At 69.4% G+C, this 13658-nt stretch carries 15 protein-coding genes; 2 read left to right on the forward strand and 13 right to left on the reverse strand.

Annotated elements, in window-relative coordinates:
* Positions 1-4: 4 nt before the first annotated feature.
* The 8 genes from BXA03_RS11320 to BXA03_RS11355 all read right to left on the reverse strand — a co-directional run bounded on the left by BXA03_RS11320 (position 5) and on the right by BXA03_RS11355 (position 8103).
* Complete coding sequence (locus BXA03_RS11320; RefSeq protein WP_076507408.1) at positions 5-994, reverse strand: isopenicillin N synthase family dioxygenase; 990 nt, start codon at positions 992-994, stop codon at positions 5-7.
* Positions 991-1698 carry a cysteine hydrolase family protein gene (locus tag BXA03_RS11325; RefSeq protein WP_076507410.1) on the reverse strand — a complete coding sequence of 236 codons (708 nt, stop codon included), beginning with the start codon at positions 1696-1698 and terminating at the stop codon, positions 991-993. Before BXA03_RS11325 ends, BXA03_RS11320 begins: the two co-directional genes overlap by 4 nt.
* Entirely contained in the window at positions 1698-2642 is a 945-nt protein-coding gene (locus tag BXA03_RS11330; RefSeq protein ID WP_076507412.1) for an ABC transporter permease, read from the reverse strand. Before BXA03_RS11330 ends, BXA03_RS11325 begins: the two co-directional genes overlap by 1 nt.
* Before the next feature lies 1 nt (position 2643).
* Positions 2644-3774 (reverse strand): ABC transporter permease, encoded by a 1131-nt coding sequence (locus BXA03_RS11335; protein WP_076507415.1) that lies wholly within the window; start codon positions 3772-3774, stop codon positions 2644-2646.
* Positions 3767-5272 (reverse strand): ABC transporter ATP-binding protein, encoded by a 1506-nt coding sequence (locus tag BXA03_RS11340; RefSeq protein ID WP_076507418.1) that lies wholly within the window; start codon positions 5270-5272, stop codon positions 3767-3769. Before BXA03_RS11340 ends, BXA03_RS11335 begins: the two co-directional genes overlap by 8 nt.
* 142 nt (positions 5273-5414) lie before the next feature.
* Positions 5415-6488, reverse strand: a complete 1074-nt coding sequence (locus BXA03_RS11345) for a BMP family ABC transporter substrate-binding protein (RefSeq protein WP_143476291.1) — start codon at positions 6486-6488, stop codon at positions 5415-5417.
* 127 nt (positions 6489-6615) lie between these two features.
* Positions 6616-7002 (reverse strand): VOC family protein, encoded by a 387-nt coding sequence (locus tag BXA03_RS11350; protein ID WP_076507423.1) that lies wholly within the window; start codon positions 7000-7002, stop codon positions 6616-6618.
* A gap of 108 nt (positions 7003-7110) precedes the next feature.
* Positions 7111-8103, reverse strand: coding sequence for an isopenicillin N synthase family dioxygenase (locus BXA03_RS11355; RefSeq protein ID WP_076507426.1), 993 nt, complete (start codon positions 8101-8103; stop codon positions 7111-7113).
* Positions 8104-8383: 280 nt separating this feature from the next.
* Here BXA03_RS11355 and rutR point away from each other — a divergent pair, with 280 nt between their 5' ends.
* Positions 8384-9115: an HTH-type transcriptional regulator RutR gene (gene rutR, locus BXA03_RS11360; RefSeq protein WP_083716027.1), complete on the forward strand. Its 732-nt coding sequence runs from the start codon at positions 8384-8386 to the stop codon at positions 9113-9115.
* 158 nt (positions 9116-9273) lie between these two features.
* On the opposite strand, the gene rutF is transcribed toward rutR, so the two are convergent.
* From rutF to rutA, 5 genes are read right to left on the reverse strand one after another with little or no spacing between them, the layout of a single operon-like run.
* On the reverse strand, positions 9274-9816 hold the full coding sequence (gene rutF, locus BXA03_RS11365; RefSeq protein ID WP_076507429.1) for an NADH-dependent FMN reductase RutF: 543 nt from the start codon (positions 9814-9816) through the stop codon (positions 9274-9276).
* A gap of 23 nt (positions 9817-9839) precedes the next feature.
* The gene (gene rutD, locus BXA03_RS11370; protein ID WP_083716028.1) at positions 9840-10628 is read right to left on the reverse strand and encodes a pyrimidine utilization protein D; all 789 of its coding nucleotides are present in this window, start codon (positions 10626-10628) and stop codon (positions 9840-9842) included.
* Between the two features lie 8 nt (positions 10629-10636).
* On the reverse strand, positions 10637-11029 hold the full coding sequence (gene rutC / locus BXA03_RS11375) for a pyrimidine utilization protein C (protein WP_076507432.1): 393 nt from the start codon (positions 11027-11029) through the stop codon (positions 10637-10639).
* 31 nt (positions 11030-11060) lie between these two features.
* Positions 11061-11852 carry a pyrimidine utilization protein B gene (gene rutB, locus BXA03_RS11380; protein WP_076507434.1) on the reverse strand — a complete coding sequence of 264 codons (792 nt, stop codon included), beginning with the start codon at positions 11850-11852 and terminating at the stop codon, positions 11061-11063.
* 13 nt (positions 11853-11865) lie between these two features.
* A complete protein-coding gene (gene rutA, locus BXA03_RS11385) occupies positions 11866-12987 on the reverse strand; it encodes a pyrimidine utilization protein A (protein WP_076507437.1) in 1122 nt (373 codons plus the stop codon).
* 212 nt (positions 12988-13199) lie between these two features.
* Between rutA and BXA03_RS11390 the strand changes: the two genes are divergently transcribed.
* The gene (locus BXA03_RS11390; protein ID WP_076507440.1) at positions 13200-13652 is read left to right on the forward strand and encodes a YybH family protein; all 453 of its coding nucleotides are present in this window, start codon (positions 13200-13202) and stop codon (positions 13650-13652) included.
* Positions 13653-13658 lie beyond the last annotated feature (6 nt).

Consider the following 13658-nt stretch of genomic DNA (forward strand, 5'->3'; position numbering starts at 1 on the left):
GGCATCAGGCCGCGGGCGCGGTGGCCGCGTCGGCGGGCTTGCGGTAGTCGTAGTTGCGGTTGAGCCGCTCGAGCAGGTAGTCGCCGTAGCGCACTGGTGGGTGCTGCGGCGGATGGTCCGCGTCGGTGCAGGTGGGCAGGCATTCGACGAGCGTGTCCATCGACGGATCGAGGAAGTAGGGCAGCGAGTAGCGGTCGCCGCCCGAGCGGTTGATGACGCGGTGCGGGGTGGAGACCAGGCGCCCGTTGGTCCAGCGCGCCAGCATGTCGCCCACGTTGAGCACGTAGGTGTCGGGGATGGGCGGGGCCTCGATCCAGTCGCCGCCGCGCGGGCGCACCTGCAGGCCGCCTGAATCGTCCTGGGCCAGCAGCGTGATGATTCCGTAGTCGGTGTGCGGCGCGGAGCCGATCTGCTCGTCCTCGGCCGGCGGCTGCGGCGGATAGTGCAGGGCGCGCAGGAAGGTGGTGGGATGGTCGAAGTGGTGGTCCAGCGCCGTGGCCGGCAGGCCCAGCGCCAGCGCGATGAGGCGCACGATGTGGCGGCCCAGCGCATCGACCTCGCGCACGTAGGCCAGCATGGCGGGCTTGAAGCCGGGCAGCCAGTCCGGCCACTGGTTGGGCCCCTGCATGGGCAGGCCGGCGAGCAGGCCGGGGTCGTCGGGCGGCAGCTCGTGCATCAGCATCAGCGACTCGCTCATGTTGGGCCGCGTCACCTTCGCCACACTGGAGGTGACGATGGTGGAGCTGGCCATGCCCATGTAGCCGCGGTGGAAGGCATTGATGGCCAGCGACTGCTTCTGCGCCAGCGTCGAGGCATGGAAGTCGCGCGACGCGGCGAAGGCGGCCTTGCGCGTGGCGGGCGCCACGGTGTGACCGGCGATGTAGGCGAAGCCGATCTGGCTCAGGGCCTCGAACAGTTCGCGCGCGCTCTGCTGCGCGGCGGGTGCCGTGGCGTCGAGGCTGCCCTGCAGGTCGACGATGGGAATGTGCTTCATGACAGGGTCTTGTTCGAAGGGTTGAGGGCGTGCTGGCGCCACACAGCCAGCAGCTCGGCCGAATCCATCACCAGCCCCAGGTGCAGCGACACCATGGCCAGCGCGGCCTGCTCCAGCGGTTCGTCGGTGCCGCGCACCAGGTCGCGCAGCACGACCACGCGGTAGTTGCGGTTGTTGGCGTCGAAGGCGGTGTTGAGCACGCAGCAGTCGGTGAAGCCGCCGTCCAGCACCACGGTGTCGATGCGCTGGTTGCGCAGCAGGAAGTCCAGGTCGGTGGGGTAGAAGGCCGACAGGCGCCGCTTGTTCTCCACCTTCAGGTCGCCGGGCTCGACGCGCGTGACCCACTCGGTCCAGGGCGAGCCTTCGATGGCATGCGCATCGGCGTTGGGGATGGGCCCGACGTGCAGGGGGAAGGTGCGCCGCCATGCGGCCGGGATGCCGCCGATGTCGTCGGCACCGCCCTCGCGCAGCACCGACTTGACGTGCACGATGCGCCCGCCCAGCGCACGCACTTCGTCGTGGAAGGCGTCGATGGGCGCCACCACGTCGCGCGCCCGCGGGGCCGGGCAGGGGCAGTCGGGCGAATCGTCCAGGTGGCCGCGGTGCATGTCGATGGAGACGATGGCGGTGCGGGGCAGGTCCAGGTAGTCGGCGAACTGGCCCGGGTCCAGATCGCGCGGCTGGTTGTAGACATAGGCGCGCATCAGCGTCGCTCCTCTCGCAGATAGGGTTGGCCCAGGGCGCCGGGCTCGTCGTGCACGGCCTGGCCGCCGCGGCGTGCCAGGGCCACCCACACCATCACGCCCAGCGTGACGACGTAGGGCGTCATCAGCACGAAGTACTGCGGCAGCTGCACGCCGGCGGCGGCCAACTGCGGAATCAGCGCCTCGATGCAGCCGAAGAGCAGCGCACCCACCAGCGCCCGCCAGGGCGACCAGCGCGCGAAGATCACCAGCGCCACCGCGATCCAGCCGCGCCCGCCCGTCATGCCCGCGATCCACAGCTTGGTGCCCACCACCGAGATGTAGGCCCCCGCCAGGCCCACCAGCGCCGAGCCCGCCACCACCGCGCCGAAGCGCCACAGCGGCACCGAGATGCCGGCTGCATCGGCCGCCTGCGGGTTCTCGCCCACCGCACGCAGGCGCAGGCCTGGCGTGCCGCGGTTGAGCCAGTGCACCGCGGCCCAGAACAGCAGCGGCACCAGATAGACGATCAGGTTCTGGTTGAAGAGGCGGCCTACCAGCGGCAGATCGGACAGCAGCGGGATCGGCAGTGCGCCGAAGCTGCTCACCGGCTTGTTGGTCCAGTCGAACACCGTGCCCAGCAGGCTGGTCAGGCCCTGGCAGAAGAAGACCAGCGCCAGCCCGGCGATCACCTGCTGGATGCGCAGCACGATCACCATGAAGGCGAAGAGCAGCGACACCAACGCTGCCGCCAGCATGGCCAGCGGCAGCGCGATGGCCGCATCGTGGAAGGCCAGCATGGCGCCGATGCCGGCCAGGGCGCCCACCAGCATCAGACCCTCGGCACCCAGCGACAACACGCCCGCGCGCTCGCTGAGGATCAGCCCCAGCGCGGCCAGCGCATAGGGCACCGCGAAGTCGGGCGCATTGCCCAGCCAGTTGGTGGCGATGGAAAGCAGGTCCATGTCAGCCTCCCTGTCCACGGGCCACACGCCGCAGGCGATGGCGGATGAAGAAGTCCGACGAGGCGACGCAGATGACCAGGATGGCCTGGATCAGCTGCACCATCGCGAAGGGGATCTGGTAGAAGACCTGCAGGTTGCGACCCGCCACGAAGAGCATGGCGATCAGCACCGCCACCACGCTGGCGGCCAGCGGGTTGTTGCGCGCCAGGAAGGCGATCAGGATGCCCGAGAAGCCATAGCCTACGTAGAAGGCCTGCGTGAGCCGCCCTTCCTGCCCCGTCACGACGACGAAGCCGGCCAGCCCCGCCAACGCCCCCGACAGCAGCACCGCCGTGAGCACCATGCGCCCCACCGGCACGCCCAGGGCGCGGGCCACGCGCGGGTTGGCATCGACGAAGCGCAGGTACAGGCCCGCGCGGCTCAGGCCCGTGAACCAGGTGGCCAGCAGCGCCGCCAGCACGGCCAGGCCGATGGCCGCGGTGCTCACGTTGCCGAACCATTCGGGCAGCCGCTCGAAGGCGCGGAACTGCGGCGAGTAGGGAAAGGAATCCTTCGGGTCCTTCCAGGCGCCGTAGACCAGGTGCAGCAGGAAGTTGCCCGCCACGTAGTTGAGCATCAGCGAGGCGATGATCTCGTTCACGGCCAGGCGCAGCTTGAGCAGCGCCGGCGCCAGCGCCCAGAGCATGCCCATCGTCATGGCCACCGCGCCCATCAGCGGCAGCCGCAGTGCGGCCGGGCCGATGTCGAACATCGACACCGCCGTCGCGCCGATGGCGCCGAAGATCATCTGGCCTTCCAGCCCCAGGTTCCAGAAGCGGGCGCGGAAGGCGATGGCGGCGCCGATGCCCACCAGGATCATGGGCGCGGCCTGGAAGAGCACCGCCAGCAGGCTCTGCTGGTCCACCAGCGTCTGCATGATGAACTCGTTGAGCAGCTCGTTGGCGGGCACGCCCGCGGCCACCAGGATCGCGGCCGAGAGCGCCAGCCCGACCCCCACCGCCAGCGCGAGGATCAGCGCCTGCCGGGGCAGGCCCATCTGCTGGCGCAGCTCCAGTGTGTAGCGGCGCGCGAAGAGCGGCACGTGCTTCGCGCGTGCTTCCTGGGCGGCAGCGTCGAGCGCGGTATCAGTCATGCGCGACCATGGCTTGGCCGACGTCTTGGCGGTCGGCGGGTTGATCGAACTCGGCCACGATGCGTCCGCGGGCCATCACGCCCACGCGGTCGGCGAGGGCCAGCACCTCGTCCAGGTCCTCGCTGATGAGCAGCACGGCGGCGCCGGCATCGCGCGCGGCGCGCAGGCGGGCATGCACCTCGGCCCCGGCGCGCACGTCCAGCCCGCGGCTGGGGCTGTGGGCCAGCACCAGGCGCGGCGCGCGGCCGAACTCGCGGGCCAGCACCAGCTTCTGCGCATTGCCGCCCGACAGCAGCGCGGCCTTCTGGTTGAGGTGCCGCACGCCCTGCACGTCGAAGGCCTGCACGGCCTCGCGCGCGTCGGCGGCCATGCGGGCGCGGTCCAGCCGCCAGGCCGGGCCGTAGCGGCCAGCCTGCACCTGGCCGATGCCGAAGTTCTCCACCACCGACAGGCCGCCCGCGAGCGCGAGGCCGTAGCGGTCCGCCGGGATGGCGGCGAAGTGCGGCAGGCGGCCCTGTGCCGGACCCTCCTCGCCAGCCAGTGCGATGGTCCCTTCCAGCCCCTCGGCCATGCCCATCAGCGCCTCGGCCAGTTCGCCCTGGCCGTTGCCGCCGACGCCGGCCAGGCCGTAGATCTGGCCGGCGTGCAGCGTCAGGTCCACGCCGTCCAGCGCCTGGCGGCCGTTCGCGTGCAGGCGCAGGCCGCGCACCGTCAGCAGCGGCGCACCGCCCATCGCCGGCTCCGTGGCCGCCTCGCTGGCCGCGACCGACTGGCCGACGGTCAGGCGCACCAGCTCTTCGATGGGCGTGGCCTTCGGGTCCACCGTGGCGACGGTGCGGCCGCCGCGCATCACCGTCACGCGGTCGGCCCAGGTCTTCACGTCGGACATCTTGTGCGTCACCAGCGCCACCGCGGCGCCCTGGCGCGACAGCGCGTGCACCGTGGCCAGCAGGCGTTCGGCCTCCTGGTCGGTAAGCACGGCTGTGGGCTCGTCCAGGATCAGGATGCGCGCGCCCGCCAGCAGCACCTTGAGGATCTCCACCCGCTGCTGCTCGGCGATGGAGAGGCGCTCCACGCGGGCCCGCGGGTCGATGACGAAACCCAGCTCGGCGGCCCGTGCCGTGATCTGTTCCTCCAGCTGCGCCATGCGCCGCCGGTGGCTGCCTTCGGCCTGTGCGAGCGGGTGCCCCAGCAGGATGTTCTCGGCCACCGTGAACGGCCGCACCAGCTTGAAGTGCTGGTGCACCATGCCGATGTGCAGCGCCGCCGCCGCGCGCGGCCCCGCGAGCCGCACCGGGTTGTCGTCCACCAGCAGCTGGCCCTCTTCAGGCGCATACAGGCCTGCCGCGATGTTCATGAGCGAGGACTTGCCTGCGCCGTTCTCGCCTAGCAGCGCATGCACCTCGCCCCAGCGCGCAGCAAAGGACGCGTCCGTCAGGGCCTTGAACCCATCGAAGGACTTGTGAATGCCAACAAGGCGCAGGGCGTCAACAGTCATCAGCGTATGAAGAGAAAAGGTGCCCCCAGCAGCCGCCGCGGAGTTGGCCTTGGCCTGTCCTGAGCCTGTCGAAGGGCCAGGCCGCAGGCGGCGCCCCCGGAAGGGGGTTGGCGGAGCGCAAAGCGCGGAGCCTGGGGGAGAGCTACTTCTGCGTGATGACGCCCTTGACGAACCAGTCCATCTTCCAGAGGTCCGCATCCGACAGCACGGCGCCCGCGGCCACGCGCTCCTTGCCGTCGCGGTCCTTGAGCGGGCCGGCGTAGACCTGCTTGCCCTTCAGGATGGCCTCGCGCTCGGCCTGGATGACCTTGACCTTGTCGGCCGGCACGGCCGCGCCGAAGCCGGCGATGTCGGTGCCGCCGCCGCTCATCGGGATGAAGGCGCCGTAGGGCTCCGGCTTCCAGTTGCCCGCGATGATCTTCTTGAGCTCGGGCACCAGGAAGCGGTCCCACACCCACACCGACGAGCACAGCGTGGCCTTGGGCGCGAACTGCCGCAGGTCGCGGTGGTGGCCGGTGCCGTACACGCCGCGCTCCTGCGCCACGATCTGCGGCGTGGGCGAGTCCACGTGCTGGCCGATCACGTCGGCGCCCTGGTCGATCAGCGCGGTGGCGGCGGCGCGCTCCTTGACCGGGTCGTTCCAAGTGCCGGTGTAGATCACGTTCACCGTGGCGTTGGGGTTCATCTTCTGCGCGCCCAGCGCGAAGGCGTTGATGGTCCAGTTCACCACGCCGAAGGGGTTGGCGGCCACGAAGCCCAGCTTGCCCGTCTTGCTGGCGGCGCCGGCCGCCATGCCGCACAGGTACTGGCTCTCGTAGGTGCGGCCGTAGAAGGATTCGAGGTTCGGCCCGTTGGTGGTGCCCGAGCCATTGAGGAAGGCCACCTTGGGGTACTTGGCCGCCAGGTCCTTCATGGCGTCGGACTGACCGAAGGCGGTGCCGATCACGATGTTGGCGCCGCGCGAGATGAAGCGCTCGGCCGCCGGCTTGATGACCGAGGCGTCCTCGCCCACGTTCTCCACGAACTGGATCTTCTGGCCCAGGGCGGCCTCGATCTTCACGCGGGCCTCGTCGAAGGCCTGCGTCCAGCCGCCGTCGTTCTTGGGGCCGTAGTACAGCATCGCGATGACGGGCTTGCCGCTCAGGCTGAAGCCGGCCTGGGCATGGGCGGCGCCCGCCGACAGCAGCACGGCAGCGCCGGCCAGGGCCACGCTCATGCGGGGAAAGCGCTTGGACAACATGGAGACCTCCAGGAGGAAGGAAGAGGGGAGAGGAAGGAAGCGGGAAGCGTGAAAGAGCACGAACAGTGCCGCCCCGCCGCCAGCCGGCCGGGCGGCGGGCGCGTCACATCATGAAGTTGATGCGGAAGACGTTGCCCTCGGGATCGAGCAGCACCGCCTGGTACCAGTTGTAGTACGTGACATAGGGCGGCTTGATGAGCGTGGCGCCGGCCTCCAGCGCGACGGGCACCATGCGGTCCACGTCCTCGCGGCTGTCGACGTCGATGTTGAGCAGGAACTTGACGCCCTTCGTGTCCGAGAACTCGGCCAGGTGCAGCAGCTCGTAGGCATCCAGCGCGTTGAAGCCCAGGCTGCTCTTGCCCGTGTCCAGGCCGCGGAAGATGGGCGAACGGATGGCCTCGATCTCCGGGAAGCCGAACACGCGCTGGTAGAAGCCGCTCAAGGCGACCACGTCCTTGGCGAAGACGTTGACGTAAGACAGGTGTGCCATGGAATCCTCAGTGATCAATGCGGCCGAGCGCCGGGCCGCCCCAAGCCGGCCGCGCCCCCCCCTGGGGGGTGGCGGTACACGCCGCAGGCGTGAAAAGCCGGGGGGCCGTCATTTCGTGCCACCGAAGGTGGTTTGCTTCACGAACTTCGAGGTCAGGTGGTCGCCCGACGAAATCGGCGCGTACTTGGCCTTCTCGCCCGGCGCCAGGCAGGTGGGCAGGCACTCGACCATGGCGTCGTAGTTGGGCTGGTGGAAGAACACCAGCGACTGCCGCCGGTTGGTCTGCGCCACCTCGAAGGGCGGGTTGACCACGCGGTGCATGGTGGAGACCCACTGGTCGTTGGTCCACTGCATCATCAGGTCGGCGATGTTGACCACCAGGCCGCCTTCGACCAGCGGCACGTCCACCCATTCGCCGGCCTTGTTCTGCACCTGCAGGCCCTTGTCGTCGGGCAGCACGATGGTCAGGCTGCCGTAGTCGCTGTGCGCGCCCGCGCGCAGCTGGCCGGGCAGCGGCGCCTCGCGCTGAGGCGGGTACGACAGCACGCGGAACATGCTGATGTGCTTGTCGATCTTGTCGTCGAAGTAGGTCTCGGGCAGTTCGAGCCCCAGCGCGAAGAGGCGCATGAGCGAGCGCGACAGGTCGCTCATCGCCTCGAAGTACTGCTCATAGGCCTCGCGGAAGCCCTCGATGGGCGGCCAGCTGTTGGGCTCGAAGTGCGGGCCGGCGGCGGGGCCACGGTGGTACTCGTCGTCCGGCACGTTCGACGGGCCGATGGAGAAGGACTCCTTCAGGTCGCCGGGCGAGGCCTCTTCGAGGCTGTACGACAGGCCCTCCTCGCCCACCGCGCTGTAGCCGCGCACCGCGTCGTCGCGCGGGCGGTCCACCTTGCGCTTCTCGGCCAGCGGCAGGTCGAAGAACTGGCGCGACAGGGCCGAGACGCGCGCGATGAGCGCCGGGTCGATGCCGTGGTGCGTGATCACCAGGAAGCCGATGCTGCGGCAGGCCTCGTCCACCTGGCGGGCCAGCGCGGCCTTCTCCGCGGCGGTGCCCGAGAAGTAGGGCGCGAGGTCGATGATGGGAACGGTCATCAGGGTCATGGGCGTCTCGATGCGCGGAAGGGGTACTGCAAAGCCCGTTTGCAACGACCGTGCCAGTTGGACCAAATGGACAAACGCCTGCCGGGCTGCGTACGATGCGCCGCATGCACGCCATTCGGCCGCGCTGCGGTGTCTTGGTGCAGGTCAAGACAGATGAGCGGTGCGCGAAGCCCGTTGCTGGTGCGTGCAGGCTGGTACGCGATTCGCAATGGCCGATGCAGGCGGGCCGTTGCCGATCCCACGACGCACGCCCACGACAACAAAAGGAAAGGGAAGCCCGATGGCCAGACCACCCGCGGCGAAGAAGAAGGCGCCGGCCGAGGTGCGCAAACGCAAAGCAGAACCTGTGGGCACGAAGGCAGCGCCCGCAGCCGGCAAGCGGGCGGTGCGCCGGCCGCGACAGGCCGAGGACAAGCGCAGCGTGATCCTGGCGGCCGCGCTCGGCCTGTTCTCGCGCTATGGGCTGCACGGCACCAGCGTGGACCAGGTGGCCGCGCGGGCCGAGGTCTCCAAGAGCAACCTGCTCTATTACTTCGCCAACAAGGAAGAGCTGTACGTGAGCGTGCTGCGCGAGCTGCTGCATGTGTGGCTGGAGCCGCTGCGGGGCTTCAGCGCCGAGCAGGACCCGCGCGAGGCCATCGCCAGCTACATCCGCCGCAAGCTGGTGATCTCGCGCGACCAGCCCGATGCCTCACGACTGTTCTGCCTGGAGATGATCCAGGGTGCGCCGCTGCTGCGCGAAGAGCTGGCGCTGGAGCTGCGCACGCTGGTGGAGCGCAAGTCGGAGGTGATCGGCGAATGGGTGCGCTCGGGCCGGCTGCGGCCGGTGGCGCCGCATCACCTCATCTTCGGCCTCTGGGCGCTGACGCAGCACTACGCCGACTTCGCCGTGCAGGTGCAGGCCATCGCCGGCCGCACGCTGCAGGACGCGGCCTTCTTCGAGGAGACGGTGGAGAACGTGCAGCGACTGGTGCTGGACGGGATCTGCGTGCCGGACGCTGTGACGGCCTGAGACCGACCTGCGCGCGCGGCGAAGCTCGAACGGCCGCGGAGCAGGCCATGCCAAAGCACCCGCGGAACTGGCTTGGCCAGGCCGCTGGGTGCGCCCCCCTCCAAGCCGAAGGCGCGAGAGAGGGGGGAGCCGCGAAGCGGCATGGGGGGTGTTTCCTGCTACTGAGGAAGCAGGTCGTGGTAGCGGCGGTCGAAGTACACCAGGCCATGGGCGGCGTTGCCCAGGCGCACCGCATCCACTTCGCAGAACAGCACGTCGTGGGTGCCCACGGCGGTGCGGTTCACCACGCGGCATTCGAAGGTGGCGGCGGCCTCGGCCAGCACCGGCACGCCGCTGCTGCTCACATGCCACTGGGCGGCAGAGAAGCGCTCGTCCATCGGCGTCTTGCCACCGAACAGGTTGGACAGCTGCTGCTGGCCCGCGCCCAGCACGTTCACGCACAGCACGCCGTTGGCCTGGAAGATGGGGTACACCGAGGCGCTGCGGTTCAGGCAGACGATCAGCGTGGGCGGCTCGTCGGTCACGCTGCACACGGCCGAAGCGGTGAAGCCTGCCCGGCCCGCGGGACCATCGGTGGTGATGACGTTCACGGCCGCACCCAGGCGCGCCATGGCATTGCGGTAGTCGCCGCGTTCGGGCGGCGTGGCGGCCAGGGCCTGCAGGGCCGCGGCGGTGGGAGCGGGGGCGGTGGACATCATCATCGGAAGCCGGAAGAGAAGAGGGTTCAGTCCTGACGAGACAGGAAGCCGATCAGCGCGGCGTTGAAGCCAACCGGATCGGTCACGCTGTGCGCGTGGCCGCCGTGCGGGCTGCGGTCGAGCAGCGCCTGGGGCAGGCCTTCGGCCAGGCGCCGGGACATCGTCCACGGCACCAGCACGTCGTCCTGCGCACAGGCGACCAGGGTGGGGGCGGTGATCTCGTGCAGGCGCGCGTCCACGTCGAAGGCGCGCAGGGCTCCGATGCGCGCGCGCATGTTGGCTTCGCCAGGGAAATGGGCGAAGGCATGGTCCACCTCGGCCTGCACCTCGGTCGCATGGGCCGCGGCCCAGTCGGCGGGGTAGAGGAAGATGGGCTGCGCCTCCACATAGGCGCGCGGCCCGCAGGCACCCAGCAGCGACAGGCGGGCGTCGAAGCAGCGGGCCGAGTGCGGGTTGGGCCGCGACCAGGCATTGACCAGCACCAGGCTCGCGACGCGCGCCGGCGCATCCAGCGCCAGCTGCAGCCCGACCAGGCCGCCCAGGGCATGGCCCACCAGGTGGCAGCGCCCGGTGCCGGTGGCGTCCATCACCTCGGCCACGTCACGGGCCATGTCGGCGATGCTGTAGCCCGCGGGCAGGTCGGCCGGGCTTCGGCCGGTGCCGCGCTGGTCGTAGGCCACTACGCGCCAGCCGGCTTCGACCAGGGCCGGGATCTGCGGCTTCCAGAATCCCGCCGAGCCGCCCAGGCCCGAGGACAGCAGCACGCTGGGCGCGCCAGGGCGGCCTTCGCCGTGCATCTCGTGGTACAGCGCCATGGTGCGGCTCAGGCCTTCTTGCCCACGTGGGCGATGGAGGCGATCTCCACCAGCGCGTCGGGCTTCACCAGGCCGCACTGGATGCAGTAGCGCGCCGGCTTGGTGCCCGGGAAGTACTCGGCATACACCGCGTTGACCTTGGCGTAGTTGGCCCAGTCGGTGACGAAGATCATGTTGAAGGTGACGTCGTCCATGGTGCCGCCAGCGGTCTCGATGACGCCCTTGATGGTCTCCAGCACATGGCGGGTCTGTGCGGTGGCATCGCCGACATGCACCACGTTGTTGTCCTTGTCGAAGGGCAGGGTGCCCGAGACGTAGACGACCCCGTCGGCCAGCGTGCCGGGCACGAAGGGCGCGATGGGGGTGCTGGTGCCGGGGGGGATGATGGCTTCCTTGGGCATGAAGGGACTCCAGAGTGGGATGAACGAAGGATCAGGCCGTGGCTGCTTCGGTGGCGGCGGGCGTGGCGGCGGTGGCCGGTGCAAGGGCCTGGCAGAACGCGTCCACCGTCGACACCCAGCCGAAGAAGGTTTCGACGTTGTAGACCGTGGCCTGCTGGATGGCGGCGCCGCCCAGCTCGTGGGTGGCGTCCTCCAGCATCAGCGAGAAGTACTCCAGGTGGAAGGCATCGCGCAGCGACGACTCCACGCACACATTGGTGGCGATGCCGGTGAACACCAGGCTGCGGATGCCGCGGGCGCGCAGGCTGCTGTCCAGCGTGCTGTTGAAGAAGCCGCTGTAGCGCGTCTTGGGGATCACGATGTCGCCAGCCTGCGGCTTCATCGCGTCGATGAGCTCATAGTCCCAGCCGCCCTTGGCCAGGAAGCGGCCTTGCAGCTCGGGCTTGGCGCGCATGGTCTTGAGCGCGTTGGACTTGTGCCAGTTGGGCGAGCCGGGACCTCCCGCTTCCACGTATTTCGCGTCCCAGCCGTTCTGCAGGAAGACGATGAGCATCCCCGCCGCCCGCGCCGCCTCGATGGCGCGCACGATACCGGCGATGGTGCCCTGCGCGCCCGAGATGTCGAAACCGGCCGAGTCCACGTAGCCGCCGAGCGAGGCATAGGCGTTCTGCATGTCGACCACGATCAGCGCGGTCTGCGCGGGCACGAGGGCCAGAGGCTCGGGGCGCGAAGGAATCACCGTCGGTGCTGGTGCGCCCGGCACCTGGGGTGGCCCGACCGGCGTGGTCGAGCGCAGGGTGGCATTGGTCTTGGTGCTGCTCATGGGCGTTGCTCCGTCACGCCGCCAGCGCCTCGGGCGCGCCCACCTGCGAGGGCACGGGCGTGTCCACGTCCACGCGGCTCTTCATCAGCGGCTGGATGCGCTCGCCGAAGTCCTCCACGCCCTGCACGAAGTCGTCGAAGGTTAGCAGCACACCTTCGGTGCCGGGGACCTCGGCCATCTCGTCGAGCATGCGGGCCACGCTGGCGTAGGAACCCACCAGCGTGCCCATGTTGATGTTCACCGCCGAGGGCGAGGTGGCATCGGTCATCTGGCGCACGTTGGTGTCGCCGCCGGACTTGGTGTCGGCCGCGCCCTGCTGGGCCATCCAGGCGATGGCGTCGGTGTCGGCGCCGGCCTTGTAGTGCTCCCACTTGGCGAAGGCGGCTTCGTCGGTCTCGGCGGCGATCACCATGATGAGCACGTAGGTGGTCACGTGGCGGCCGGTCTTGGCCGTGGCCTCGATCAGCTTCTGCGCCGCGGGCGCGAAGGCCTTGGGCGTGTTCACGCCCTTGCCGAAGCAGAAGTTGTAGTCGGCGTACTTGGCCGAGAAGGCCATGCCGGCATCGCTCTGGCCGGCGCAGATCACCTTCATGGGCGCCTGCGGCTGTGGGCTCAGGCGGCAGTCGTCCATCTTGAAGTGCGTGCCCTTGAAGTCCGACTGGCCCTTGCCCCACAGGTCGCGCAGCACCTGGATGTATTCGGACAGGTATTCGTAGCGGGTGGCGAAGAACTCGTCGCCGGGCCACATGCCCATCTGCGAGTACTCGGGCCGCTGCCAGCCGGTCACCAGGTTCAGGCCGAAGCGGCCGTTCGAGATGCTGTCGATGGTCGAGGCCATGCGCGCCACGATGGCCGGCGGCATGACCAGCGAGGCGGCGGTGGCAAAGAGCTTGATCTTCGTCGTCACGGCTGCCAGGCCCGACATCAGGGTGAAGGACTCCAGGTTGTGGTCCCAGAACTCCGTCTTCCCGCCGAAGCCGCGCAGCTTGATCATGGAGAGCGCGAAGTCCAGGCCATAGTGCTCGGCCTTGAGGGTGATGGTCTTGTTCAGCTCGAAGCTGGGCTTGTACTGCGGCGCGTTCTGCGACAGCAGCCAGCCGTTGTTGCCGATGGGGATGAAGACGCCGACTTTCATGTGCGTGGACTCCAGGATGGGATTGCCGGCGGGTTTGCATGCGCTGTGCCAGTGCTGCTTTCCTGTTCCACATCAATGACTTGATGGAAAAATGCCCTGCATGTTTTGACCAAATGGTCCAAAACGGTTCGCGGCGATGGGCGCGTGCGCGGCAAGGTGGTGCGCCACATGCCGGAGCGTGGTGCGCACAGGGCGGCAGAATCGCGCCTGCCATGCCCAGCAAAACCCGATACCCCGCCGCCTTGGGCGGCACCGCCGACGATCTGGAAGCCGCCTTCTACGACGCGCTGCAGCGCGGCGACGCCGACGCATTGATGGCCTGCTGGGCCGACGAGGAAGACGTGTTCTGCGTCCACCCCGGCGGGCCGCGCCTGGTGGGCGTGGCCGCCATCCGCAGCGCCTTCGAGCAGATGTTCGCCAACGGCGGTGCCGTGCATGCACGGCCTTCGCATGTCCGCCGCGTCGAAGCCCTCGGCACCAGCGTGCACAACGTGCTCGAGCGCATCGAGGTGCTCACCGCCGAGGGCCCGCGCCATGCCTTCGTGCTGGCGACCAACGTGTACCTCAAGACCGAGATGGGCTGGCGACTGGTGGCGCACCATGCCAGCCCCGGCACCTCGCGCGAGCCGGACGACGCGGTGGAAGTCCCGGGCCTGCTGCACTGACAGTTC

The organism is Pseudacidovorax sp. RU35E (assembly GCF_900156165.1).
In the GTDB taxonomy this organism is placed as follows: domain Bacteria; phylum Pseudomonadota; class Gammaproteobacteria; order Burkholderiales; family Burkholderiaceae_C; genus Xenophilus.